Source organism: Sphingopyxis sp. (assembly GCF_035944815.1).
In the GTDB taxonomy this organism is placed as follows: Bacteria; Pseudomonadota; Alphaproteobacteria; order Sphingomonadales; family Sphingomonadaceae; genus Sphingopyxis.
The window spans coordinates 84,037-105,964 of record NZ_DASZAU010000003.1; the positions used below are offsets into that span (position 1 = coordinate 84,037).

16 protein-coding genes are annotated in these 21,928 nt (G+C 65.8%); 10 read left to right on the top strand and 6 right to left on the bottom strand.

All coding sequences use genetic code 11. The annotated features are described in order from the left end of the window. Positions 1–22 precede the first annotated feature (22 nt). From VGU00_RS04430 to VGU00_RS04445, 4 genes are all read left to right on the top strand, one after another. Entirely contained in the window at positions 23–595 is a 573-nt protein-coding gene (locus tag VGU00_RS04430) for a DUF721 domain-containing protein (protein WP_414713498.1), read from the top strand. A gap of 18 nt (positions 596–613) precedes the next feature. Further along, positions 614–1,330, top strand: coding sequence for a thioredoxin domain-containing protein (locus VGU00_RS04435; protein WP_327465909.1), 717 nt, complete (start codon positions 614–616; stop codon positions 1,328–1,330). Between the two features lie 44 nt (positions 1,331–1,374). Next, positions 1,375–2,112, top strand: a complete 738-nt coding sequence (locus VGU00_RS04440) for a thioredoxin domain-containing protein (protein ID WP_327465911.1) — start codon at positions 1,375–1,377, stop codon at positions 2,110–2,112. A 135-nt stretch (positions 2,113–2,247) separates the two neighbouring features. Beyond that, positions 2,248–5,691 carry a chromosome segregation SMC family protein gene (locus VGU00_RS04445; RefSeq protein ID WP_327465913.1) on the top strand — a complete coding sequence of 1,148 codons (3,444 nt, stop codon included), beginning with the start codon at positions 2,248–2,250 and terminating at the stop codon, positions 5,689–5,691. Here VGU00_RS04445 and ubiA read toward each other — a convergent pair whose 3' ends face one another. The 4 genes from ubiA to VGU00_RS04465 form a co-directional block, all read right to left on the bottom strand. Continuing rightward, positions 5,692–6,600, bottom strand: coding sequence for a 4-hydroxybenzoate octaprenyltransferase (ubiA, locus tag VGU00_RS04450; RefSeq protein ID WP_327465914.1), 909 nt, complete (start codon positions 6,598–6,600; stop codon positions 5,692–5,694). 107 nt (positions 6,601–6,707) lie between these two features. Beyond that, positions 6,708–7,373 (bottom strand): hypothetical protein, encoded by a 666-nt coding sequence (locus VGU00_RS04455; protein WP_327465916.1) that lies wholly within the window; start codon positions 7,371–7,373, stop codon positions 6,708–6,710. Continuing rightward, the gene (locus VGU00_RS04460; RefSeq protein WP_327465918.1) at positions 7,364–7,993 is read right to left on the bottom strand and encodes a TadE/TadG family type IV pilus assembly protein; all 630 of its coding nucleotides are present in this window, start codon (positions 7,991–7,993) and stop codon (positions 7,364–7,366) included. Before VGU00_RS04460 ends, VGU00_RS04455 begins: the two co-directional genes overlap by 10 nt. Further along, a complete protein-coding gene (locus VGU00_RS04465; RefSeq protein ID WP_327465920.1) occupies positions 7,990–9,987 on the bottom strand; it encodes a pilus assembly protein in 1,998 nt (665 codons plus the stop codon). Before VGU00_RS04465 ends, VGU00_RS04460 begins: the two co-directional genes overlap by 4 nt. A gap of 204 nt (positions 9,988–10,191) precedes the next feature. Between VGU00_RS04465 and VGU00_RS04470 the strand changes: the two genes are divergently transcribed. From VGU00_RS04470 to VGU00_RS04485, 4 genes are all read left to right on the top strand, one after another. Then, positions 10,192–10,938 carry a 16S rRNA (uracil(1498)-N(3))-methyltransferase gene (locus tag VGU00_RS04470; RefSeq protein ID WP_327465922.1) on the top strand — a complete coding sequence of 249 codons (747 nt, stop codon included), beginning with the start codon at positions 10,192–10,194 and terminating at the stop codon, positions 10,936–10,938. A gap of 159 nt (positions 10,939–11,097) precedes the next feature. Then, positions 11,098–13,014, top strand: a complete 1,917-nt coding sequence (locus VGU00_RS04475) for a proprotein convertase P-domain-containing protein (protein WP_327465924.1) — start codon at positions 11,098–11,100, stop codon at positions 13,012–13,014. 2 nt (positions 13,015–13,016) lie between these two features. Next, on the top strand, positions 13,017–15,380 hold the full coding sequence (locus VGU00_RS04480) for a hypothetical protein (protein ID WP_327465926.1): 2,364 nt from the start codon (positions 13,017–13,019) through the stop codon (positions 15,378–15,380). A 52-nt stretch (positions 15,381–15,432) separates the two neighbouring features. Beyond that, positions 15,433–16,806: a glutamate--cysteine ligase gene (locus VGU00_RS04485; RefSeq protein ID WP_327465928.1), complete on the top strand. Its 1,374-nt coding sequence runs from the start codon at positions 15,433–15,435 to the stop codon at positions 16,804–16,806. A 54-nt stretch (positions 16,807–16,860) separates the two neighbouring features. Here VGU00_RS04485 and VGU00_RS04490 read toward each other — a convergent pair whose 3' ends face one another. Beyond that, positions 16,861–18,258: a methyltransferase family protein gene (locus VGU00_RS04490; RefSeq protein WP_414713499.1), complete on the bottom strand. Its 1,398-nt coding sequence runs from the start codon at positions 18,256–18,258 to the stop codon at positions 16,861–16,863. A gap of 241 nt (positions 18,259–18,499) precedes the next feature. Here VGU00_RS04490 and VGU00_RS04495 point away from each other — a divergent pair, with 241 nt between their 5' ends. After that, positions 18,500–19,702: a M23 family metallopeptidase gene (locus VGU00_RS04495; protein WP_327465932.1), complete on the top strand. Its 1,203-nt coding sequence runs from the start codon at positions 18,500–18,502 to the stop codon at positions 19,700–19,702. A gap of 1 nt (position 19,703) precedes the next feature. Beyond that, positions 19,704–20,096 (top strand): polymer-forming cytoskeletal protein, encoded by a 393-nt coding sequence (locus tag VGU00_RS04500; RefSeq protein ID WP_327465934.1) that lies wholly within the window; start codon positions 19,704–19,706, stop codon positions 20,094–20,096. A gap of 33 nt (positions 20,097–20,129) precedes the next feature. Here the strand turns inward: VGU00_RS04500 and VGU00_RS04505 are convergent, their stop codons facing one another. Next, positions 20,130–21,821: a sensor domain-containing diguanylate cyclase gene (locus tag VGU00_RS04505; RefSeq protein ID WP_327465939.1), complete on the bottom strand. Its 1,692-nt coding sequence runs from the start codon at positions 21,819–21,821 to the stop codon at positions 20,130–20,132. Positions 21,822–21,928: the final 107 nt, after the last annotated feature.

Consider the following 21,928-nt stretch of genomic DNA (forward strand, 5'->3'; position numbering starts at 1 on the left):
CGCCTATGGCATGGCACCCGCCATGACGAAAGACGCGGGAGAGGATCGGCCGGCCAAAAAGGCGAAGGCGAAAACCGGGGCGAAGGCCGCGAAGCCGCCGGTGCGCGTCTATGAACGCCCGCGCGGCGGCGAAGCGCGCATGATATCCGACCTCGTTCCCGAAATCGGCCGGGCCGCGTTCCGCAAATTCGGCTTCATCCAGTCGTCGGTGGTCAGCCGCTGGCGCGAGATCGTCGGCGACCGGCTCGCCGACGTGACGCAGCCCGCGATGATCCGTTTCCCCGCGGGGCAAAAGGCAGGCGGTACGCTCCACCTCACGATCAGCGGCGCCCATGCGCCGATGCTGCAGCATGTCGCCCCCGACATCCTCGCGTCGGTTAACCGCTTCTTCGGCTATGCCGCCGTCGCGCATGTCCGCATGACGCACGGACAGGTCACGCCCGCCGCGCCCGTTCAGCCACCGGCAATGCTGAAACCCGTACCTGCCGAACTGGGGGACAGTTTGCGCGATATCGGCGACCCGGAACTCAGGATCGTGCTCGAACGCATGGCCGCCGGGCTGGCGATGCCGCCCAAACTTCCCCGCATCAGTTAGACGAAAGACCGTTCGACGATGTCCGCTTTTGACGATCCGCTTCTCGATCGCCGTACCGCCGTCCTCGCGCTTTCGGGCGCTGCGCTGACGTTGCTCGCGGCAACGCCGGCGAAGCCTGCCGCCTGGTCGTCGACCGTGACGACGACCCCGATCGGCGCCTTTCTTGTCGGCAACCCGGCCGCGAAGGTCCGGCTGGTCGAATATTTCAGCTACACCTGCCACGTCTGCGCCGATTTCGCGAAAGCCGGCTCGCTGCCGCTGAAGACCGGCTATGTCGATCGCGGGCTTGTCCTGTTCGAATATCGCAACCTCGTGCGCGATCCGGTCGACATGACCGCCGCACTGCTCGCCCGCTGCGGCGGGCCCAAGGCATTCGCGGGCAATCATCAGGCGATCTTCAACAATTTCCCGGCCCTGATTGCCAAGATCCAGAAGGCCACCGAAGCGCAGAAAAAAGCCTGGTTCGAAGGCAATACCGACCAGCGTGCGCGCAAGATCGCCGCCGACACCGGTCTTACCGCGCTGATGCGCGCGCGCGGCTATACGCAGGTCCAGATCGACGCCGCGCTCGACAGCGAGGTGGCGCAGGCCGAGTTGACCGGCATGACGAACATCGGGCTGAACGCCGATCGCGTCGAAGGAACGCCGAGCTTTTTCGTCAACGGCCGCAACGCGGGCGTGACCGCCTGGCCGGCGCTCAAATCGAAACTCGACCTCGCGCTCAAGGCCTCGTAAAAGCGCCGCATTCCGACCGTTCCCCCAGTGGAGAAAGATAGATTATGACCCTGCTGCGTACCGTCCTCCTGACCTCGATGGGCGCGCTCGCCCTTGCCGCCTGCGGCGAAAGCAAGACCGACCCCGCAAAGGAACAGGATGTGATCGCGAAGGTCGCGGCCCCCGCCGGCAAGAGCTGGTCGCAGGTCGTGCGCGTCGATGGCGACGGCGTCGTCATGGGCAACCCCGAAGCGCCGATCAAACTCGAGGAATTCGGCGCCTTCACCTGCGGACATTGCGCACAGTTCGCCAAGGATTCGCACGAGGAGATCAAGCGCGACTTCGTCGACACGGGCCGCGTGTCGTACAAGCTGACGCCCTTCATGCTCCACCCCGTCGACGCGATTTCGGGCGCGATCGTCAAATGTACCGGCACCGACCGTTTCTTCCCGCTCGCCGACGCGACCTTCCTCGAACATGAAGCCTTCATCGCGGGTCCGTCGAAGCCGCAGCCGGGGATCGAAGAAGCGATGAAGCTGCCGCCCGAACAGCGTTTCGTCGCGCTCGCCAAGGGCTGGGGCATCGACCAGTTCTACCAGCAGCGCGGCGTCCCCGCCGCGACGATCCAGCAGTGCCTGGCCAAGGTCGACAATGTCTCGGCGATCGAAAAGGGCACCAATGCCGGGGTCGAGAAATATCAGATCACCGGCACCCCGACCTTCGTCATCAACGGCCAGGTCGCCGAAGGCGTCAACACCTGGGGCGCACTGCGCGACCGCCTGCGCACGATGGGCGCACGCTGATCCAATTTCGGGCAAGGGGCAGGCGAAACCTGCCCCTTGCGACTCCCCCGGCCACGCGGCATGACGGCGTACAGGGGGATATGTGACACCAAGGTTGCAACAGCTCCGATTCGATGACCTGCACGGGGATATGCCGTGCAGATAAAGCGGCTGCGCCTTACCGGTTTCAAAAGTTTCGTCGAACCCACCGAACTGCGCATCGAACCCGGGCTGACCGGCGTCGTCGGCCCCAATGGCTGCGGCAAATCGAACCTGCTCGAGGCGATTCGCTGGGTGATGGGCGAATCGAGCCCCAAATCGATGCGCGGCGGCGGGATGGAAGATGTGATCTTCGCCGGCACTTCGACGCGGCCGGCGCGCGACTTCGCCGAGGTCGCGCTGCATTGCGATACCGAAGGCGCGCTCGTCGCCGGCCTGTCGGATTCGAGCGACGGCGACGATCTCGAGGTCATTCGCCGCATCGAACGCGGCGCGGGCAGCGCCTATCGCGCCAACGGTCGCGACGTGCGCGCCAAGGATGTCGCGCTGATCTTTGCCGACGCCGCGACCGGCGCGCACAGCCCCGCGCTCGTCAGCCAGGGCAAGATTGCCAATGTCATCGCCGCCAAGCCGACCGATCGCCGCGCGATGCTGGAGGAAGCGGCGGGGATCGCGGGCCTCCATGTGCGCCGCAAGGACGCCGAGCAAAAGCTGCGCGCGACCGAAACCAACCTCACCCGCCTCTCCGAAATCGTCGCCGACATGGAGGTGCGCGCGAATGCACTCCGCCGGCAGGCGCGCGCGGCCGAGAAGTACAAGAAACTCAGCGACGATATCCGCATCGCCGAAGGCCGGCTGATCTACGCACGCTGGCGCGACGCCGCCGCCGCCGCCGATCAGGCGCGCCGCGACGCCGATGCGGCCGAAGCGGCAGTGAAGACCGCGCAGGACGAGTTCGAAACCGTATCGAAAGCGCAGGTCGAGGTGGCAACGCGCGTCGCCGCGGCGCGCAGCGACGCCCAGGCGCAACGCGACGCGCTCGCCGATGCGACGGCGACGCAGGTGCGGCTGCAGGGCGAGGAGCGCGCAGCACTCCAGCGCCTCGACGATCTCGCGGCGCAACAAAGGCGCATCGCCGACGATCGCACGCACGAAGGCGAGCTGGCCCGCGAGGCGCACGCCGCGCTCACCGCACTCGACACCGAAACGAGGACGCTCGCGCAGGACATCGCTGGCCATGATGCAGGCAAGGCCGCGCTCGCCGACGCCAGCCTCGCCGCGCAGGCGCGCCTTCGCGATGCCGAGGTCGCGCTGGCGCAATCGCGCGCGAAGGCAGCGAGCGAAGCCGCCGACCGGCGTATCGCCGTATCGGCGGTGGAAAGCGCCGAAAGTGCGGTCCGCCGCGTCGCCGCCGACAAGGCGCGCGTCGACGCCGAAGTCGCAGCACTCGGCGACAGCGCCGCGCTCGCCGCCCGGCATGTCGAAAGCCTGAAAGCCGCCGAAGCGGCCGAAACCGCGATCGCCGTCGCCGAAGCCGCGCTACAGGAAGCCGAGGTCGATCGCGAAGCGACCGCCGCCGAACTCGCGGGCGCCGAGGCGGGGCTCGCCGAAGCGCGCGCCGCGCTCGCCGCGCTCGATGGCGAGCGGACAACGCTCGAACGCGCGCTTGCCGCTGCGCGGAGCGATGCCGACCGTATCCTCGACAAACTCCGCGTCGCACCGGGCTACGAAGCCGCGCTCGCCGCCGCTCTCGGCGACGATCTCGACGCCGGTACCGACAAGGATGCCGCGCGGAGTTGGGGCGGCGCCGACAAGGCCGAAGGCGACCCTTTGCTTCCGACGGGCTGCAAGCCGCTCGGCGAATATGTTCAGGCCCCCGACGCGCTGGCCCGCCGCCTCGCTCAGGTGGCGGTGGCCGAAACCGACAGCGGCCAGCCGCTCGCGGTCGGCCAGCGTTTGGTCACGCTGGACGGCGTGATGCGCCGCTGGGACGGTTTCGTCACACGCGGTGATGGCGCGACCGCGACCGAGCGGCTGCAACGCCAGAACCGCCTCGACGCGCTCGCGGCGCAGCGGCCGCAGATCGAACTCGGCGTGCAGGAACTGCGCGACCGCCGCGATGCCGCCGCCGCCAGGGCGGCCGAACTGACCGACGCCGCCGCCACGGCTCGCAAGGCGCTCGCCGGGGCCGACGAAGCGCGGCGCGGCGCGCTACGCGGCGCCGACCAGGCGCAGGCCGCGCTCGATCGTCACCGCGACGCGGCCGCGATGTTCGACCGCCGGCTCGCCGAAATCGCCGACGCCGCGAAGGAAGCCGACGAAGCGCTCGCGGTGCAGCAGGCGGCGCTCGCCGCACTGCCCGACGACAGCATCGCGCGTGCGGCGCTCGACGCCGAAGAGCAGGCGACCGAACGCGCGCGCGCCGACGCCGGGACGGCGCGCGACGCCCTTGCCGCGCACGAACGCACGCTTGCGGGCATGAGCGAACGGCAGGCAGTGGTCAGCGCCGAGATCAAGAGCTGGAAAGCGCGCGCCGGCGAAGCCGCCCGCCGCGTGACCGAGATGGACAAGCGCGCGGAGGTGCTGGCGGCCGAGGCGGCCAAACTGGCCGACGCGCCCGCAAAGCTTGCCGAGCAGCGCAGCGCCGCCGAGGCGCAGCAGGCGGCGCTGCGCGACAGGGTCGCGGCGGCCGAAGCGCAAGAACGCGCCGCCGAAGCCGCGCTGCGCGAAGCCGAAACCGCGCTGAATGCGATCCGCGAGCGCGTCGCCGCCGCGCGCGAAACGCGTGCGGGCGCGGTTGCGCGCTCCGAAAACGCCGAGCTGCGCCGGATCGAGATGGGGCGTCTGTCGGGCGAGCGTTTCGAATGCCCGCCACCGCTGTTGCCGCAAAAGGCCGGGTTCGAAAGCGCGGGCGTCGGCGATGCCAATGCCGAATCGGCGCAGCACGACCGGCTGATTTCGGATCGCGAACGACTGGGCCCGGTCAACCTCGTCGCCGCCGACGAGCTTGTCGAACTCGACACCGAACGTGAGCGGAGCGCCGCCGAGATCGAAGAACTGACGCAGGCGGTCAACCGCCTCCGCGGTTCGATCGGTAGCCTCAACCGCGAGGGCCGCGCGCGGCTGCTCACCGCCTTCGAGGCGGTCAACGGCCATTTCCAGCGTCTGTTCACGACGCTGTTCAACGGCGGCCAGGCGCACCTCGAACTCGTCGATTCGGACGATCCGCTCGAGGCCGGGCTCGAAATCATGGCGCAGCCGCCGGGCAAGCGGCTCGGCACGCTCACCCTGCTGTCGGGCGGCGAGCAGGCGCTGACTGCCGTGGCGCTGATCTTCGGGCTGTTCCTGACCAATCCGGCGCCGATCTGCGTGCTCGACGAGGTCGACGCGCCGCTCGACGATGCCAATATCGAACGTTTCTGCGACCTGCTCGACCGGATGAGCCGCGAAACCAACACCCGCTATCTGATCGTCACCCACAATGCGGTGACGATGGCGCGCATGCACCGCCTGTTCGGGGTGACGATGATCGAGCGCGGCGTATCGCGCCTCGTTTCGGTCGATCTGGGCGGCGCCGAGGAACTGCTCGCCGCCGAGTGATCAGGGCGCGCTGCCGACCACCAGCATCGCCGCGAACACGAGCAGCCCCGCAAAGCGGTTGCTACGGAATTTGGCCAACGCATCCTCGCCATTTTTGGGGTCGAGCGTGACGATTTGTCCCGTGAGGTGCAACGCGGCGGGGAACAGCGCCACCAGCACCAACGGGTCGGGCCGTACCGCCCATAGCGCCCCGCCCCAGCCGGCGAGCGCGGCGGCATAGCATATCGCCACCCCCGCCTTCACATGGCTGCCCATCGCGCGCGCGCTCGACTTCACGCCGATCAGCATGTCGTCCTCGATATCCTGTAGCGCATAGATGGTGTCGTATCCGATGACCCACGCGATGCAGCCGGCATAAAGCAGGGGCAGCGCCATCCCGTCGACGCCGCCGACCGCGATCCAGGCGACGAGTGCCCCCCAGCTGAACACCAGCCCCAGCCACGCCTGCGGCCACCAGGTGATCCGCTTCATGAAGGGATAGCCGGCGACGAGAATCAGGCTGGCCAGCGCGACGATCTGCGCCGGCCGCGGCAGCTGGAGCAGGACGAACAGCCCGACGAGCGACAGGAGCAGCGTCCACAGCAGCGCATTGCGAACCGAAACCGCCCCGCTCGCGATGGGGCGCGATGCGGTGCGCGCGACCTTCGCATCGAGGTCGCGGTCGACGATATCATTATAGACGCAGCCCGCGCCGCGCATCGCGATCGCGCCGAGCAGCATCCACAAGAACAGCGGCCAGTGGCTGAGCGCTCCGCCTCCCAGCGCGATCGCCCAGGCGCAGGGCCAGTAAAGCAGCCACCAGCCGATCGGCCGGTCGAACCGCGCAAGCAGCGCATAGGGCCGCATCGCGGCGGGCAGCAGGGCGACGAAACCGCGAAGCTGGCTGTCGGGAGGATGGGTGGCAGTCATCGGCAGCGGCGCATGTAGCAGCCGGTGCCGCCGCGATAAATGACTGATTGCGCGATCCGATGCCGGCCGGTGGACGCGTGCGCCCAGCCTGTCCCGGCGTCGGCGGCCTAGGTACAGGCCGACTTCGCCCCCGGACCATAGACTTTGGCAAGGTCGCGCGATTCGCGAATGTTGAACGCCGCCGTCGAACGGATCGTGCGCGGCCCCAGCCATTTGCCGAAAGCAAGCGGCTGATATTCGTAAACGATCTCGACAAACATCACGGCGGTCCCGGCGGCCGCGGTCACTTCGCGATCCTTGGGGCCCATGCCCTTGAACGCCGTCCCCGTCGCGCCGGTGCCTTCGAGGCCATAGCTCGACGTCACCTTGAGGTCGCCGTAGCAGCGCTGCCAGTGAATCCACTGCCCGCCTTCGGGATTGCGTTCGAGGCTGGAGAGGATGATACGGCCGTGCTTCTTGAAATCGAGCCCTTCGGCCTGCTCTTCGACCCCGGTGAACACTTCGTTGATGTCGAGTTCGCGGATCTGGGGCAGCGACAGCGAGGCGCCCGCCGCGACGCGCGACGCATTGTCGGCCGCGCTGAGCCCAATCTGGCTGATGCGCGTATTGGCGAGCGTCAGATAGGCCATTTCGAGCCCGCCGAAGCCGAGCAGGACGAGCAGTGGCACCGCAAAGGCCATTTCGATGATAACCGTCGCCCGGGTTTCACGGCCCAGGCGTTTCAGCCGGGCCGGAGCCGCCGTCGCGCGGTCGATGATCTTGGTCAAACGCACGTCCCACCTCCTGATCCATCGGTGATATAGACGATCTGGCTGGTCGAGGTGTTCGCGCCATAGGGCTGGTTGCGCAGGACGGCGGTCGCGGTCAGCGTCGTCTCCTTGGGCTGCCCCAACATACTCCACACCGGCAGCACGCGGTCGAACTTCATTTTCACGGTATAAAGGACGACATCCTCGGCGCCGCCATTGCCGTCGGTACCGACATCGTCGTCGCAGGTTCCGTTGTTGTTGAGATCCTCGAAATAGTCGCCCTTGTCGCCCTTTATGCCGTTGTTGTTGGCATCGACCATGACTTCGGGGTCGCCGATCTTGTCGAAGCTTTCATAGGCCTTGCGCTTGAACGTCACGTCGGCGTTCTTGAACACGTTCTGCACCTGTCGCTTAACGGCATTGTCGAGCGCGGACTGGTTGCCGGCATTACCCTCCAGCGTCGCGTCGCGCGCGGCGTTGGAGACCGCCCCCTGCAGCACCTGGTTTGCGTACATCTGCCAAGTATAGTCGAACAACCCCATCACGAGCAGCAGGAAGAAGGGGCCCGCGAGCGCGAACTCCATGACGACATTCGCGCGTTCATTGCGACCTAGGCGGCGGATCGAGACGAGGCGGCGCATCATTCGGACAACCGCAGTTTCGAGATCTGGCGCGCGATCGCCTGGAAATGGTCGTTCAGCTGCGACGCATTGTTCGCCTGATACGCCTTGCCCGCCGACGCACATTTGGTGAGCTGGTCGTTCAGCGTGACCCCGAAACCGACCACCCAGACCGTGATATTCTTGGCCTTCGCCTTGTCGCACAGCTGGAGGAAGCGGTTGTTGTGCCGCGCAGTCAGCGTTGCGTCGCTCGTTCCGCCGACGCGCTTGTCCTTCCATTCATATCCCTGGAACGACAGATTGCCCATGTTCGCGGACATTTCGCCGTCGGTCATGAAGATGATATGGCGGCTCACCGGCCGGCCGTTCGGTGCGGTCGCATTCTCGGCAGCGAACATGCCGTCGGCCGACAACAGGCGCACGCCCCACACCATGCCCGCATCGTGATAGGTACCGCCGACAGGCTGGAGCGAGTTGATATAGGAATTGAAGCTCGACCGGTCGCTCGCCTTTTGCGTGGTGAGTTTCATCGCCGCCGCCGGGCAGACCCCCCAGCCGTTCGACCAATATTTCGAGAATCGCTGCCAGTTGCCGTTCGTGCTGCCGTCGCCGCTGACGCTGCTGCTGTTCACCGTGACCTCGCTCCCTGTCGACGGGGTGCTGCCCGGGCCGCTGGCGAAGGGGAAAGACACTTCGGGAATGAGCAGCTGCCACTTGGTGATATTGTCGGTACCCGGCGCCGTGTCGACATCCATGTCATAGGCGTCGTCGGGGGCGGTTTCGGTCGGTCCGAATGCTTCGGTCCCGCGCTCGATCACGCACCCACCCCAGGTCGAAAAGATTTTCGCACCCGAATCGCCCGTGTCATTTTCGAACGACGACCCGCCCTTGGCCTGCGCAACGTCGAAGTTCCGCTTCTGGTAGGTATATTTATTGTCAAAAACCAGCGTCGGGGTCTCGGTCACCGTCGTTGTGTGCGTCCGGGTGAAGGTCGCGGTACGGCGCTGCAAGGCGCAATAGGCCTTCGTATTCCCGTTCTTGGGAATCCAGCTGTACCGGTGCGTGTAGTAACGGTAGGTCTGGCTGGTGTCATAGGTCGTCACGCGATTGCCGTCGCCGTCGACATATTGGTTGGTCTGGTTGGCCGACGGACTGCCTTGCGACGTCGGCGTCGTGTCGGCTGGCGGTGTTTCTGTCGAGCAAGCCGAGTTGCTGAGGCTCGTGCTGTTCAGCGTCGACCAGCTACCATAGGTGGTCGTGCCGTTCCGGTAATCGTCGTCCTCTTCGGTCTGCGGGTTCGAATAGACCGTCTTCATCTTCGCAGAGCGCGACCACAATTCGGTATTGTCCGCCAGCCAGGCCGGGTTCTTGTCATACAGGATTTTGCCGACATTCGCAGCCGAACTGTACGGTACGACCCCGAAACGCAGCCGGCCATCGCCAATCTGCGCACCCGTCATCGTGTCGAAAAAGTCCATCGTCGCAGTCTTCAGCGCCGTGATACGGTTGACCGAGTCGCCCGAATTGGTCTGCGCCATCGACCCGGTGACGTCGAGGACCATCATGATATCGGCGTTCGAGATTTCGAGCTTTGCGGTGCAATTGGCGGTCAGGTCGAAACCCTGGAAAGAAAAGATCCGCATCACCGCAGTAGGCAGATAGGCGCGCGCGGTGCCGACCACACTCGACGGGCCCGAGGCTTGCGACGTGAAGCTGACCTGGCTGCTCCCATATTTGTCGACGGGGTAGTTATAGTTGAACATCTTGTTCGCTTCGGTCCGCGCCGCTGTCGAATATTCGGTGCCGGTCATGGCGCGGCGTCCCGCGAGCACGCCAGCATCGCAGGCCTGCTGCAGGCGGAGCTGGGCCATATAGCCGCGTCCGATATCGATACCCGAACCGACCATGCCCACGACCGGGACGAGCGCCGCCGCAGTCAGGAAATAGACGTTGCCGCGCCGGTCGCGCAAAAGCTTGCTGGCGCCCAGCCGCAGCCGGCCGAATACGGTCCCTCGCATAGTCCAACCCCTCTTGGTCCAGACACGCGGCCCACTCAGATGCGTGGCTGGTACCCTTGCACCTAGGGGGAAACTGCTTACCAAACCGCTAATCGGGCGGGTGGGCATATTGCCTCCGACGCGCCGATTTGCCCCGGAACGGGACAGAACCGCCTGTCTCAGGCAAGAGATGCGCAAAATATCGACATCTGCTATCGCGCCCCCATGCCCGCCACTCCTGCCTGGCCGCCCGCCAGTACACCCCGCCTGTTCGTCGACGTTCCGCTGAATCCGGGCGCCGCGCCCGTGATCGACGGCAATTCTGCACATTACCTGCTCAACGTGATGCGGCTGAAGGTCGGAGATCCCATCCTGCTCTTCGACAATCTCAGCGGCGAATGGCTCGCGGTCGTCGCCGATACGGCGAAACGGTCGCTGACATTACGTATCGAACGGCAGACAAGGGCGATCGAACAGGTTCCCGACCTCTGGCTGTGCTTCGCGCCGGTGAAGAAGGCACGGCTCGACTGGATCATCGAAAAGGCGACCGAACTCGGCGTCGCTCGGCTGCAGCCGGTGATTACCGAACGCACGATCGTCGAACGCATCAAACAGGAACGGCTGGAGGCGCAGATCGTCGAAGCCTGCGAACAATGCGGCCGCACCGCGCTCCCGACGCTGGCTGAACCCGTCAAATTGCCGCAATTGCTGAAGGACTGGCCGGCGGATCGAGCCTTGCTGTTCGCCGACGAGGCAGGCGGTGTTCCGCTTGCCGAGGTCGCAGCGCCCGCACCGGCGGCAATCCTCACCGGCCCCGAAGGCGGCTTCACCGCGCGCGAGCGCGACATGCTGGTCGCACACGCCTCCATCCACCGCATCGCGCTTGGCCCGCGTATCCTGCGCGCCGAGACTGCTGCGATTGCTGCCGTCGGTCTCTGGATGGCGCAGCATGGCGACTGGTCGGGCAAATAGGACAATATTGTCCCGACACCGCACAGAAATGCTGCCAACTGCCCGATTTTAACCGGATATTAGCTATGCTTGCGCCATAGCGGCAGCATGCAACGGCGGGACCAGAGCCGATACCGCTGGCGTGGGGGCCAGTGTTTGCAGTCTGTGCGGGTATGTCTCATGCTCGTTTGGCTGGCGTTGACGCTTGCCAGCAATCCCGCCGCCGCACAGACGACCACGACCTACAGCAATTCGACGGCCGGCACGATCAACGCCGCGACGACCTGTACCGCACCGCTGGTGCGCAATTTCACCGTCGGCAACAGCGATATTGTCGGCCATGTCGACTTGGGCGTGCTCGCGACGCACAGCTGGCGCGGCGACCTGCGCATCACGCTGCAATCACCCGCAGGGACGCGCGTTCAGCTCGTCAACGGCAACACGGACTCGATCAGCGGCGACAATTTCAACGTCCGGCTCGACGACGATGCGGCGCAGATCGTCAACACCGACGGCAACACCGCAAACCATTCGACGACGGCACCGCCCTACCAGAACAGTTTCAGCCCCAATGCGCCGCTCTCCGCTTTCACCGGCGAGAACAGCGCCGGCACCTGGCGGCTCGAAATCTGCGACCAGTTCCCGTCGGCCGACAATGGCAATTTCGTGCGCGCCGACCTGTATCTGACCAGCCGGCCCGCCGTCTATGCCGACCTTTCGCTCGGCAAGACGGTCAGCAACGCGGCCCCCACAGCGGGAGCAAGCATCAACTATATATTGAGCGTGACCAACGCCGCCGCATCGCCCAGCACCGCAACCGGGGTAATCGTGTTCGATCCGCTGCCCGCGGGCTTTGCCTTCACCGGCGCATCGGGGTTCGGCAGCTATAACAGCGGCACCGGCGTCTGGACGGTCGGCAGCATTCCGCCCGGAACGACGCGGACGCTGACCATCAGCGGCACCGTCAACGCATCGGCCGGCGCGACGATCGCCAACGTCGCCGAGGTCGGCGTATCGTCGGTCATCGACATCGATTCAACCCCGGGCAACGGCGTCGCCGGCGAGGATGATTATGCCTCCGCCAGCTTCACCGTCGGCGGCACGCGCACCGCCGGCGCGCCGCCAGCGCTCGTCTGCCCCGTCGGGACGACGGTGTACGATTGGGACAGCGTCAGCTGGACGGCCGGCACGACGAGCGCCAGCCCTTCGTTGACTGCGATCGGCACCGCTAGCTTCAATATCGCGATCAGCGGCGGCAGCTTCCTCAGCAATGCCACCTATGGCGGGCAGTCGCCGACACGGCAGAATGTCGTGACCGGTGGCATGTCGCCAGCGCAATATTCGATCTTCCAGCTCGTCGATTTCACGAGCCAGGCGGGCACCGTCACCTCGACGATCACTCTGCCGACCGCAGTACCGGGCGCGCAGCTGCGGCTGTTCGATGTCGATTATGCATCGGGCCAGTTCGCCGACCGCGTGACGGTCACAGGCACCTATAACGGCTCGGCGGTCTATCCGGTGCTGACCAACGGCACCGCCAATTACGTCGTCGGCAACAGCGCCTATGGCGACGTCCTGTCGGCCGATTCCAGCAGCGACGGCACCGTCGTGGCGACCTTCAACACGCCGGTCGACAGCATCACCATCGAATACGGCAGCCACAGCCTTGCCCCCGCCAACCCGGGGCAACAGGGCATGGCCATCCACGACATCACATTCTGCCGCCCGGTCGCCAACCTGACGATCGCAAAGACCAGCAGCATCGTCAGCGATCCGGTGAACGGGACGAGCAACCCGAAAGCCATTCCCGGCGCGACGATGCGTTATTGCCTGCTCGTCACCAACAATGGCAGCGCCACCGCGACCGGCATCAATGTCACCGACCCGCTGCCCGCCGCGACGACATTCGTCGCCGGATCGCTGCGCAGCGGGACAAGCTGCGCCGGCGCGACGACCGTCGAGGACGACAATGCCACCGGCGCCGACGAAAGCGACCCGTTCGGCGCGTCGATCGGCGGCACCATCGTGACCGCGACCACCCCGACCCTTACCCCCGGCAATGCCCTTGCCGTCGCCTTCAACGTGACCGTCAATTGACCATGAAAAACCTCCCGCATCAGCCCTTCGCCTTGCTCATCGCCACGATATCGCTTGCCGCAGCACCGGCAGCGATGGCGCAGCGCGTCATCGTGAACCCCTCCTTCGAATCGAATGACCCGCAAGGCCCGGGCGGCGCCAATTATCAGGTCTATGCGAACGGGTCGGTCGTCGGCTGGAATTCGGCATCGGGCGAGATCGAGCTGTGGGACACAAATTTCCAGGGCGTTCCCGCCTATGACGGGTCGGTTTTTGCCGAAATGAACGCAAACGTCCCGGGCGCGCTCTACCAGAATATATGCATGGTCAGCGGCGAGACGATCGGCTGGACCTTTGCCCATCGCGCGCGATCGGGTGGTCCCGCAACGCAGACCGCGCGCTTCCAGATCGCGAACAGTTCGGGCACGCAGCTCCAGCTGCTCGCGACGCAGGCATCGACAATCAACAATGTCTGGAACGTCAACACCGGCTCGACCACCTATAGCGGGGCATCGGGGGTGCAGCGCGTCCAGTTCATCACCACCGATGCGGGCAGTTACGGCAATCTGCTCGACGACATCCGCATCACGCTCAATCCATTCGTCGAGCTTTCGACGGCGAGCGCATCGGGGGTCGAATCGCTGGCAACCGCGAACCTGCCGACGCTGACCGTCAACGGGACGCTGTTCACCGCGCGCACGGTCAATGTCAGCATCACCGGCGGCACCGCGACGCGCGGCACCGACTATACGACACCTGGCGGCGGCGCCAACTTCACCGTCACCATCCCCGCGGGCACCTACCAGAATACAGCTGTGCCGCTCGGTATCCAGATCATCGACGATACGGCGACCGAAGGTAGCGAGACGATCCAGATCGCGTTGAACAGCGGCACCGGCTACACCGTGTCGAGCACCAGCAGCTGCGGCGGCACCGCACAGGCCAGCAGCACCTATACGATTACCGACAATGACTCGCCGGTCGTCCTGGCAAAGAACTGGACGAACGGCATAACGGGCGACGCGGTCAACCTGTCGATATCGGGCGGCTTCCTTCCCACCGCGGGAACGTCGACTGTTGGCGGGTCGACCACGAACGCGACAACGGTCGCCGTCCCCGGCTCGACCCTCACGCTGACCGAGGCCTTCACGACCGGCGCCGCGGCCAATTACAACAGCAGCATCGAATGCCGGCGCAACAGCGACAATGTCGTGGTCGCGACCGCGGGCACCGGGCTCAGCCGCACCGTCGTCATGCCCTCGGGCACATCGCTGACCTGCACATGGACCAACAGCCGCAAATCGGCGACGCTGGTCGTGCGCAAGACCTGGGTGAACGCGCAGACGACCAACGCGGTCACCGTTGCGACCGGCGGGCTCATCAACAATGCCAGCCTCGCGTCGGTCGCGAACAGCGCGAGCGAAACCGACACCAACGCCTCCGTCACCGTCTATGCCGCCGAAAGCGCGACGCTGACCGAAAGCTTCACGGTGGGGAATGAGGCCAACTATACACAGGCCCTCGCCTGCACGGGCAATGCGACAGCGCTTTCGGGCAATGTGCTTACGGTGAGCCCCGCCGATACCGCGATCGTCTGCACCTTCACCAACAGCCGCATCGCGCAGCAACTCCGGCTCGCCAAATCATGGTCGGGCGCGACGACCGGTCACACCGCGAGCGCGACGACCAGCGGCGGCAGCGCCAACGCGAGCTTCAGTTCGACTGCCCCGACCGCGACCAACGGCAGCCTCGTGACCGTGCGTGCAGGCGACGTCGTCACCCTGCCGGCCGAAACCTATGGCGGCGGCGCGGTCGCCGCGCTCTACAACGCCACCGTCGAATGCACCGGCGGCAGCCCGCTCGCCAGCGGGGCCACCGGGCGCACGCTGACGATCCAGGGCAATACGACCGCGACGGTCTGCACCTATAGCAATGCCTATGTCCTGCCGCTGTCGATCGCCAAGACGTCGGTGGCCTACAGCGACCCGCAGAACGGAACGACCAATCCCAAGCTGATCCCCGGCGGCTTCGCCGACTACAGCCTTGTCGTCACCGCGCCGTCGGGTACCAGCCCGACGAGCAACAGCGTCATCGTCACCGACGCGATCCCCGCGAACCTCAGCCTGTTCGTCGGCACCTATGCCCCCGGCCCCGGCCCGGTGCTTTTCACCGCAGGCAGCAGCGGTCTGACCTATGGTTTCACCAGCCTGTCGAGCAGCGGCGACGACCTTGAATTTTCGAACAATGGCGGCGCCAGCTGGACCTACACGCCCGTCGCCGATGCCAATGGCGTCGATGCCGCCGTCACCCATGTCCGCGTCCGGCCCAAGGGCGCGATGGCGCCCGGCTCGAGCTTTACGATCAACCTGCGCGCGCGCGTCAAATAGGGCCGCTTCAACAGCCGATTGCTTTCTGTACCGAACCGTCTAAATGCGCGAAATGAGCACGCGCACCGCCTCGGACAGCAACGATCCCATCGTCGAAAATCGCGACCAGCTCGCGGTCCCCATGATCAAGGGCGAAAAGCCCCGGGACCGCTGGCGCATCGGCACCGAGCACGAGAAATTCGTCTACCGCACCGCCGACCATCGAGCGCCCTCATATGACGAACCCGGCGGCATCCACGACCTGTTGATGGCGCTCACCCGCTTCGGCTGGGAACCGGTGATCGAGGGCGGCAAGGTGATCGCATTGGCGGGCAGCGACGGCACCGTCAGCCTCGAACCCGCCGGCCAGCTCGAACTCTCGGGCGCGCCGCTCGAAAATCTCCACCAGACCTGCGCCGAAACCGGCCGCCACCTGAAACAGGTGAAAGAGGTCGGCGCCGAACTCGGCCTCGGTTTCCTCGGGCTCGGCATGTGGCCCGACAAGACGCGCGCCGAGCTGCCGATCATGCCCAAGGGGCGCTACAAGATCATGCTCGAGCATATGCCGCGCGTCGGCACCATGGGCCTCGACATGATGCTGCGCACCTGCACCATCCAGACCAACCTCGACTATTCGAGCGAGGCCGACATGGTGCAGAAATTCCGCGTGTCGCTGGCGCTGCAGCCGCTCGCGACCGCGCTCTTCGCCTCGTCGCCCTTCACCGAGGGCAAGCCCAACGGCTATATGTCGTATCGCAGCCATATCTGGACCGACACCGACCCTGCGCGCACGGGCATGCTGCCCTTCGTGTTCGAGGATGGGTTCGGTTACGAACGCTATGTCGATTATATGCTCGACGTGCCGATGTATTTCGTCTTCCGCGACGGCAAATATATCGACGCCGCGGGGCAGAGCTTCCGCGACTTCCTGAAGGGCGAGCTTCCCGCCCTGCCGGGCGAAAAGCCGCGCCTCTCCGACTGGAATGACCATCTTTCGACCGCTTTCCCCGAAGTGCGTTTGAAAAGCTTCCTAGAAATGCGCGGCGCCGACGGCGGCCCGTGGAACCGCATCTGCGCGCTGCCTGCCCTCTGGGTCGGACTGCTCTATGACCAGGGCGCGCTCGACGCAGCATGGGATCTGGTCAAGGGCTGGAGCATCGAGGAACAGCAGACGTTGCGCGATGCCGTCCCCAGCGAAGGGCTCGACGCCCCCGCCCCCGGTGGCGGCACCGTCGGCGAACTTGCGCACCGCGTTCTCGACATCGCCGCAGCAGGCCTTGCGGCACGCGGCGAGGTCAATTCGATGGGCGACAACGAGGTCGGTTTCCTCGAACCGCTGCGCCGCATTGCCAAGAGCGGAAAGTCGCCTGCGCATGACCTGCTCGACCGCTACGAAGGTCCGTGGGGGGGCGATCTTTCGAAAATCTACGACGAACTGAGCTTCTGACTCACCCAGCCCGAAGGTGGCGAACGGTGGGTGCGCAGCCGCGCCGGGGCCGCGTCACGCCACCGGCCCGACGCGCGGATCGGGTTCCAGCCGAACCAGCGGGCGCTTTCGGCCCGTCAATCTGGCGAAGAAGCGTGGGACCAGCGCATTGTCCTGCGCCCAGTTCCAGTATGCGACATAGGCGGGATCGGCGAGGAGATGCTTCTCCTCGGTCTTGGCACGCCAGTAATAGACGCCGCTGACGAGGCCGAGCAGCACGACGTTGCGCGCCCCCTCGACCCAGCCGCCAGCGGTGACGAGGAACGGCAGCGACCCGACCCACCAGCTCATATTCTTCGAAATATAGGCGGGGTGGCGGGTATATTTATACGGCCCATGGGTGATCACGCCGCGATGCGTCAGGTTCGAGAAGCGGATCCCGAACGCCATCGTCGCCCAGCTGTAGACCGCGGTCAGCCCGACGAGCACGATCCCCCAGAGGATCATCAGATTATCGTGCCCTTCGAGCCAATAGCCCCAATCGGACCCATTGACCTGATAGTCGAGCGGCCCGCCATTCATCAGGATAAAGGGCGGGTAACAGACGAGCGCCGCGACCCATGCCATGCCATAGGGATTGGCGGTGCGGATATGCGCGTCGAGCGGTTTCAGCGTCAGGATATAGCCCACCGTCGCGATATGGACGTCGACCAGATAGAGGAAATTGATCGCCCAGATGCCGGTCATATAAGGATTGGCGAGCACCTCGCTCATCGGCACCGTGACCAGCGAGGAGAAATTTCCCGGCACGATCGACAGCATGAAGGCGGTGAAAAAGCCCTTCACCGCCCAGGCGCGCAGGTGATGGCCGATCGCACGGCCGTCGACGGGCTGCCCCGGCGCGATCAGCCAGCGCCCGAACTGCCAGCATCCGTCGCGCGGTTCGATCATCCGGCGATCGAGCCACAGCATATAGGGTACCGAGACGAGCAGCAGCCAGGGCGCAACGGTTTCGAGCAGGTTCATCGAAAAGGCGTAATTGCCCTCCCAATAATAGCGCATCGTCGCATAGATCAGCGCGATCAGCCCCCACGTCGCCCACATGCCCGCGAGTTTGGTCAGGCTGATATCGAGCGTTTCGCGCCAAGGGCGGCGCAGCGACCAGTCGATTCCGGTCGATGGATTGCGGTGCACCTTGTCGACCAGAACCGACCACAACACCATCGGCAAGCCGCAGGCGAGCACGCTGGCGATCGCCGAATTGGGCCCGTCCATCCGCCCGCGATCGCCCCAGTCGATACCGAGGAACGCCGCAATATCGGGCGCGAAACGGGCGATCAGCAGATAGGTGACAAGCCCCGCCAGACCGACGATGCCCACCCCCGCGCTGACCGCCGAGCGCGGACGCACGGCCGCCTCGAAGGGCGGGTCGATTGCCGATTCGTCGGCATTGGAAGGAACGGATTTGGCCATGATATTCACCCGCTTAGCCCTAACCAAAAATGGTAAGCAAGCCGTCAATGAGTTTGGCCGATTCGCGCGCGATTTGCTGCAAAAATGGCAGCATTTGCCGCCCCTGACACCGTTCACCGCATGATGGTTTCGACTCGGCCCGAGTCGCCTGCCAAAGATTCGCGGAGTCGCCACGCCGCTGATAAGGCGCCATCCAAGTCGGGGCGGAGGGCTCCATTTAAACATAAGACGGGGTCGTGACTTGTCTTCCAAAACGACGGGCCTGCGCCAGTGGCGCCAGCGCTTCAACGCGCTGTTTCAGGACCATGAAATTTTCGTCCGCACGCACGGGCATGTCCGGTTTCTGCGTGTCAGTGCCGTTTGGCAAAAACGCGTCGCGCTGATCGCAGGACTCGTGCTGCTTGTCTGGGCCGGCGCGACTCTGGCGATTCTGGTCAACCAGTTGCTCACTGCCGACGAGCGTGCCGCAGTTGCGCAGCAGCAGGCCGCCGCGGCGGCAGGCGAAGCGCGCATCGCCAAATATCGCGACCGCGTTGCCGAAACCGCCGCGGATCTCGAGGAGCGCCAGGCGCTGCTCGAAAGCGTCGCCGAAACCCATTTCGGAATCGATCCGTCCGCCGTCCCCGCCGCAGCGGCGACCAAGGCAGACGGTGAAACGACCGCGCCGCTCAAGACCAGCGCGATCGACCCCAACCTACCGCCCGAAGCGCAAATCCTTGCGCGCCTCGAGGCACGGCAGGAAGCCTTTTCGGCGCGCCTGCTCGCGGCGGTCCGCGATCGGGTGACGAAGGCCGAAACCGCCGTCGCGGCGCTCGGTCTCAACCCCGACGCGCTCATCCGCAACGCCGCGGCCGGTCGCGGTGGTCCGTTCATCCCCTATCGCGGCCGGATGGGCAAGGCGAAGGCACTCGGCCCGAATTTCGCCGCGCTCGACGGTGCGCTGTTCCGCATGGAAGTCCTCGAGCGCACGCTCGTTGCCGTCCCGTCGGGCAATCCTGCCGACGTGCTCATGATGTCCTCGGGCTTCGGCTATCGCAGCGATCCCTTTACCGGTGCCGGCGCAATGCACGCCGGCCTCGACTTCCGCGGCCCGATCGGCACGCCGATCCTTGCCGCCGCTCCCGGCCGCGTCAGCTTTGTCGGCACGAAGTCGGGTTATGGCAATGTCGTCGAAGTCGATCATGGCCAGGGCATCATGACCCGCTATGCCCACTTGTCGGGCTTCACGGCCAAGGTCGGTACGCAGGTCACCGCCGGCCAGCAGATCGCCAAGATGGGCTCGACCGGACGTTCGACCGGCAGCCACCTGCATTTCGAAGTGCGCCTGAACGGCGAAGCGGTCAATCCACGCAGATTCCTGGAGGCAAAAGCCGATGTTCTCGAAGTCAAAGACGACGCCCGACAGCGAGTCGGTTCCGTCGCTGCCGCCCGTGGCGCCCGCTAAGATGGCGACGGGCGCACGTCATACGACCTTTTCAATCCTCGGATCGGATGTCGTCGTCACCGGCAATGTTTCGGCCAGCGTCGACCTGCATGTCGACGGCAAGATCGAAGGCGACCTGAAGTGCGCCAACCTCGTCCAGGGCGAGGCGAGCGAGATCAAGGGTTCGGTCGTCGCCGAGACCGCGAAGATCGCCGGCCTGCTCGACGGGGCGATCGAGGCGAAGACGCTGATCGTCCACGCCACCGCACGGATCACCGGCGACGTGACCTATGAAAGCATCACGATCGAAAATGGCGGCAAGGTCGAAGGCAAGCTGAGCCACCGCCGCCACGGCGCCGCAGCCAAGGCGCCGCCGCCGCTCGAGGTCGTCGAGAACAAGGCGGTCGGCATCTGACCCGGCGACCGCGTGCCGCCGGGCGCGCGGGCTTCAATTCGATATCGCAACCTCGCGGTCCCGCGACGCGCCCGGCACATCCTGGTGCCGCTGGACGACCACCCGGTTGCGTCCGCCGCGCTTCGCATCATAGAGCGCCCCGTCGGCCAGCCGGTACAGTTGCTGGAAATCGCAGGCGGGCCGGACTTCGGCAACGCCCACGCTGGCGGTGACCAGCCTGTCGCCGACCGCCGCGCTGTGATCACAGCCGGCGATGCCGCGCCGGATACTTTCGGCAAAACGGCTGAGGATGATCCCCTCCATCCCGACGGTCAGCAGGCCGAACTCTTCGCCGCCGAGCCGTGCGACGGTGCACATCGGGCCTTCCCAACGTTCGATCCGCCGCGCGATGCCGCAGAGCACGACGTCGCCGACATCATGGCCATAAATATCGTTGATCGACTTGAAGCGGTCGATATCGACGAGCAGCAAGGCCGCCGGAAGATTGTCGGCGCGTGCGCGTTCGAGCAGCGGGGTCACGCTTTCGACAAAGCCGCGCCGGTTGGGCAAGCCGGTGAGCGGGTCGCGCCGCGCGAGCTGCTGCGCCTGCGCCTCGGCACTTCGCGCATGGTCGCGCTCGATCCGGAGATGCGCGAGCCGGCGTGTCGCCGCGGCGGCGAGCCAGAGCGCCTGCCAGGTCGCCGCAACGAATATCAGAAGCTTCGATCCGCCGCCCCAGAAGCCGTTTTCGACATCGACGATGTGGATGAAGGCGAGCATTGCCATCGGCAAGCCCCATGCCGCCAGGAAATCGCGCGCTTCGACCGAGCCACGCCGCCATGCCCAGCCAAGGCAGACGGTGACGATCAGCAGGTCGGCGATGACGACGAGGCCGAGGATATCGGCGAGCACGCCGAGGCTGCCGCCGCGAATCAGCGCGAGCGGAATGCCCACGAGCCCGACGCCGACGCCGAGGGCAAGCGCCGCCGTCCTGAGCCGCACCGGCACGGCGTCGCGATCGATCGCGGTCAGCGCGCTGACGGTGGCAAGCGCGATGGCAAGACAGGCGAGGAAGGTGCAGATTTGCGCCGAGACGGTTCCTGCCATGCCGGGAAAAAGCGCGAGGTGCACCTGCGACCAGAGCCCACCCCATAGCAGCATGGTGCCCGACCACGCCGCTTGCCAGGCCAGATACTGGCGGCGCACCGCGAAAGCGAGCGACAGGCTGTAGATACAGCTGATCAGGAGCAGCGTCAGCGCCGCACCGACGGCGGCCGCCATGCCGGCGGATTGCATCCCCGCCTCGCCGGTCGAAAGGATGCGGGCGCGGACGAACTGATGGCTCGAAAGGCCGTCGAAGCGCATGGTCACCCCCGTCACGGCCACACCGCGATCGGGGGCTTCGAACAGGATCTGGCCGCCGGCGCGCCAATGCGAACCATAATCGCCCGCGCGCACCCGCTGCCAGCGCGTCGCGCCGTCAGCATAGGAAAAGGCGACGGCGAGCCGATCGAAGCGCGAATGATGGACCATCAGCGCGACATCGCCGCGCCGGGCGTCCGCGCCGTCGAGCGGCGCGCGCAGCCAGAGGCTCCCCTGCTGATAGCCGGCGGGCACGCCGCTACACGAAAAACGCAGCGTCGATACGCGCGCATCGGGAAGGCCCGCGCCGCTCGCGGCATGGCACATGTCCCGCTCGACATCGAGTGTCGTGGCGCTAGCGGGGGCAGCCCACAGGGCGAGCACGAGAAGTGCAAAGCCGAGTCCCAGCCGGCTGCACAGGCTCGTCAGAATGGATCCCGCCCCTCTCATACCCGCCCTATCGCACCAAAATCTTAGAAAATGTATACTGC

Bases quoted from the DNA above. Each gene is read 5' to 3' on its own strand.
- ubiA (WP_327465914.1), bottom strand. From the start codon at position 6,600: ATGACTGCCACCCATCCTCCCGACAGCCAGCTTCGCGGTTTCGTCGCC.
- VGU00_RS04500 (WP_327465934.1), top strand. From the start codon at position 19,704: ATGGCGACGGGCGCACGTCATACGACCTTTTCAATCCTCGGATCGGAT.
- VGU00_RS04490 (WP_414713499.1), bottom strand. From the start codon at position 18,258: ATGGCCAAATCCGTTCCTTCCAATGCCGACGAATCGGCAATCGACCCG.
- VGU00_RS04460 (WP_327465918.1), bottom strand. From the start codon at position 7,993: ATGATGCGCCGCCTCGTCTCGATCCGCCGCCTAGGTCGCAATGAACGC.
- VGU00_RS04475 (WP_327465924.1), top strand. From the start codon at position 11,098: ATGCTCGTTTGGCTGGCGTTGACGCTTGCCAGCAATCCCGCCGCCGCA.
- VGU00_RS04465 (WP_327465920.1), bottom strand. From the start codon at position 9,987: ATGCGAGGGACCGTATTCGGCCGGCTGCGGCTGGGCGCCAGCAAGCTT.
- VGU00_RS04480 (WP_327465926.1), top strand. From the start codon at position 13,017: ATGAAAAACCTCCCGCATCAGCCCTTCGCCTTGCTCATCGCCACGATA.
- VGU00_RS04430 (WP_414713498.1), top strand. From the start codon at position 23: ATGACGAAAGACGCGGGAGAGGATCGGCCGGCCAAAAAGGCGAAGGCG.
- VGU00_RS04435 (WP_327465909.1), top strand. From the start codon at position 614: ATGTCCGCTTTTGACGATCCGCTTCTCGATCGCCGTACCGCCGTCCTC.
- VGU00_RS04485 (WP_327465928.1), top strand. From the start codon at position 15,433: ATGAGCACGCGCACCGCCTCGGACAGCAACGATCCCATCGTCGAAAAT.
- VGU00_RS04440 (WP_327465911.1), top strand. From the start codon at position 1,375: ATGACCCTGCTGCGTACCGTCCTCCTGACCTCGATGGGCGCGCTCGCC.
- VGU00_RS04470 (WP_327465922.1), top strand. From the start codon at position 10,192: ATGCCCGCCACTCCTGCCTGGCCGCCCGCCAGTACACCCCGCCTGTTC.